Origin of the sequence: Roseiarcus sp., assembly GCF_052145395.1 — a bacterium.
Lineage (GTDB): Bacteria > Pseudomonadota > Alphaproteobacteria > Rhizobiales > Beijerinckiaceae > Roseiarcus.
Window position 1 is genome coordinate 1 of the sequence record NZ_JBKQOT010000451.1, and the last position, 3,011, is coordinate 3,011.

Annotated in this window: 4 protein-coding genes; 3 read left to right on the plus strand and 1 reads right to left on the minus strand. The window is 61.8% G+C overall.

Translation table 11 applies throughout. The features are described from left to right. Window positions 1–879: LLM class F420-dependent oxidoreductase (locus tag ACLP25_RS15365; RefSeq protein WP_442470056.1), on the plus strand; the 879-nt coding region annotated here is incomplete at its 5' end. A 14-nt stretch (window positions 880–893) separates the two neighbouring features. Here the strand turns inward: ACLP25_RS15365 and ACLP25_RS15370 are convergent. Further along, window positions 894–1,292 (minus strand): PPOX class F420-dependent oxidoreductase, encoded by a 399-nt coding sequence (locus ACLP25_RS15370; RefSeq protein ID WP_442470057.1) that lies wholly within the window; start codon window positions 1,290–1,292, stop codon window positions 894–896. Between the two features lie 238 nt (window positions 1,293–1,530). On the opposite strand from ACLP25_RS15370, the gene ACLP25_RS15375 reads away from it, so the two are divergent. Together ACLP25_RS15375 and ACLP25_RS15380 are read left to right on the plus strand one after the other, a co-directional pair. Further along, the gene (locus tag ACLP25_RS15375) at window positions 1,531–1,992 is read left to right on the plus strand and encodes a nitroreductase family deazaflavin-dependent oxidoreductase (RefSeq protein WP_442470058.1); all 462 of its coding nucleotides are present in this window, start codon (window positions 1,531–1,533) and stop codon (window positions 1,990–1,992) included. An 807-nt stretch (window positions 1,993–2,799) separates the two neighbouring features. Next, a partial coding sequence (locus ACLP25_RS15380) for a DUF1403 family protein (RefSeq protein WP_442470059.1) occupies window positions 2,800–3,011 on the plus strand: 212 nt, incomplete at its 3' end.

Below are 3,011 nucleotides of genomic sequence, written 5' to 3' on the forward strand. Positions count from 1 at the left end.
CTGCCTTTGTCCGATATCGGCGGCGATCCTGCGACGGTCCGGGTGTTTGCCCAGGCGGCGGAGACGGCCGGCTACGATCACCTCGCGGCCCCCGATCACGTTTTAGGAGTCAATGTCGCGAGCCGGCCCGACTGGGGAGCGCGAAACACTTCGGCCGATCTCTTCCACGATCCATTCGTCCTGCTCGGGTTCCTTAGCGGTTGCACGACGAGAATCGGCTTCTCGACACAAGTCCTCATCCTGCCCCAGCGACAGACCGTGCTGGTCGCCAAGCAGGCCGCCTGCCTTGACGTACTGAGCGGCGGCCGGTTTCGGCTAGGGGTCGGGATCGGTTGGAACGAGGTGGAGTTCGTCGGTCTGAATGAAGATTGTCACAATCGGGGACGGCGGTCCGAGGAGCAGGTGCGCGTCATGCAAGCCCTATGGGCCGAGTCGCATGTGAGCTTTGAAGGGGAGTGGCATCGGATCGATGACGCCGGCATCAATCCGCTGCCGATCACGCGGCGCGTGCCGATCTGGTTCGGGGGGCATCACGATCTGACGCTCCGGCGTATCGCGAAATGGGGTGACGGATGGATGATGTTGGCCTACCCCGCTGACGGCTCGGCCGAGGCGGAATTCGCAAAGCTCCGAGCCTATGCCGAACAGGAGGGTCGCGACCCCGCGAGTCTCGGAATCGAGGTCTGGGTCTCAACCGCTGCCGGCGACGCGGCGAGTTGGCGCGATGAATTCAAGTTCTGGAAGAACGCAGGCGTGACTCACGTCACGCTCAACAGCTCATTTCACCGGAACCATCACCGGCGCATTGCGTCCCGGTCGTTGCAGGGCCATCTGGCCGCCCTGGTCCGTTATCGCGACGCGGTTGCCGACCTCTTGTGAGATGAGATCGCCGGTCAGCCCGAAGCCTGCACGGCGGCGGGCTCGATTTCAAAAAGAACTCTCACTTCGCCAGGTTGGGCGAAAGGGTATTTGTCTTTCCCGAGATATTTCTTGGCAAGGGAATCAATGTGCGCCGATGCGCCGTCCTCGGTCACGTGCTCGACCCGACCGCGGATCTGGATGTAGCGATAGGGATTGTCGGGGTCGAGTATCGAAAGCGCCACCGGCGCGCCTTCCCGCATATTGCGCGTTTTCACCCGGCCCTTGGCCGAATTGATCCTGATCTTGCCGTTCGAGTAATCGAACCATACCGGCGTGACTTGCGGCGTCCCGTCCGGCATGATTGTCGCCAGATTGGCGAAGCTCACTTTCTGCTGCAGGAGATCCAGATACGCATCGGGGATTTCCACCATGACCGTCCTCCTCATCGCGTGCGTTCTGACATCACGTTCCGACTGCGCCCAGCCTTACGGGATAGGCTCAACCTAAGCGGGGCTCCACGATAGCACAACGAAGCCTACTCGGGCTCTCCCACGGTAGCGCTCTTTCCTTTGCGTGCGTGGATCTTTTCGCGCGGAAGCGTTTTGGTCCGCAGCATTGGCCGATCGGCTGCGCGGCGCTACACTCCCGGTAGCTCTACAGGAGGGTCAGATGTCTGAAACGAAACTCGCTCCGAACCTACCGAACTGGGTGGTCGAGCACGCGAAGCGCTATATCGCGAGCGGCGGAACCGACGGACACATGTACAAGATAAACGTGCAAGGGAAGGGTGAGATCACGGCGCCGGCGCTGCTGCTGACCACCACCGGCCGCAAGTCCGGCGACAAGTTCATACTTCCGCTGTTTTACGGAACGGACGGCGACAGCTACTTCATCGTCGCCTCGAAAGGCGGCGCGCCCGAACACCCCGGGTGGTACCGCAACATCCTCGCCAATGCGGATGTCGAGCTTCAGGTCGGGACCAAGAAGGTCAGGGCGCGGGCTAGGACAGCGACGGACGAGGAGCGAGCCCGGCTGTGGAAAAAGGCGCTCGAGTTTTGGCCCCCCTATGCGGACTATCAGCTGAAGACCGAGCGAAAGATACCGGTGGTCGTGCTCGACCCTGTCCATTAGCGCAGGGCGCGTGCCAGCCACCGGTGGGAAGCGAGGTTCGAAAACTTTGCGCGCGCGTCCGCCTCGTCCGATTGACGTCTCCAGAAGTGGAAACTCTCGCGATTTGCTCGTGGCAAGAACCATCTGAATGAACTATGAGCGCGCTCAGGACTTGGCGCCGCTAAGGATTATGTGAAGTCGGCCCCCCGGATCGGCGCCGAACTCCACCATCGAAGCGAGGCCGTCGCAGCGCGCGGCACCCGTTTCGTCGACGGCGGCCGAGGCGCCTACGCCGATTGCGACGAGAGCGGATCAGTGGGCATCGAGCGCATGCTTACGTTCAAGCGTAGACGAAACATCGTTCGAGAACCGCAGGTGTTTCGGCCTCAATCACGATCTGTCGAAGCATCGGTCTCCTCTCGACCATTGTCCTTGGCGTGAACGATAGGGTGCCCTTTACGTAGGGTCGAGAGCGAGAAGCTCGCGAAGAAAATCTGCGGAAATCGGCTAGGATCCGCTCCCGAACCGCGGCTAGCAAACGTCTGAGAGACGTGACTGGCTCAGGTGGCCGCCTTCCCCGCATCAAGTCGAAAACCGCACATCGGCTTCCGTGCTCGCGCGTCGAATGACGAGAGATTCGGTCCGAATATTGGTGTCGCCGACGCGTTGCGGCTTCGCTGGTTGCATAACTAACGTGAGCATTCTGATCAATACTATAAATGTCTGATATGGCAAGGTTATCGGACATCGAATGCCGTCGACAGGTGGGGCGCTTTCGTCGCCCCGCGGTGGCCATAAGCGCCGCCGTCGGGTACGGTTGCGACGAAGATTCGCGCCGAGCTCGTCCCCTCCGAACCGCTTCGGGCGCCCGCCTGGGCGCGCCTGAGCGGGTCTTTGCGCGAGAATTCCGAGGCCGAGGCCCTGTTTTTCGCCGGCGCGGCGCTTTCCACGCTCGATTCCGTCGCCAAATCCGACCCGGCATGGGCCGGCGTCTGGCGCCGCCGCCTCGCCCTGAAATCCGCCGCCGCAGTCACGGCAAA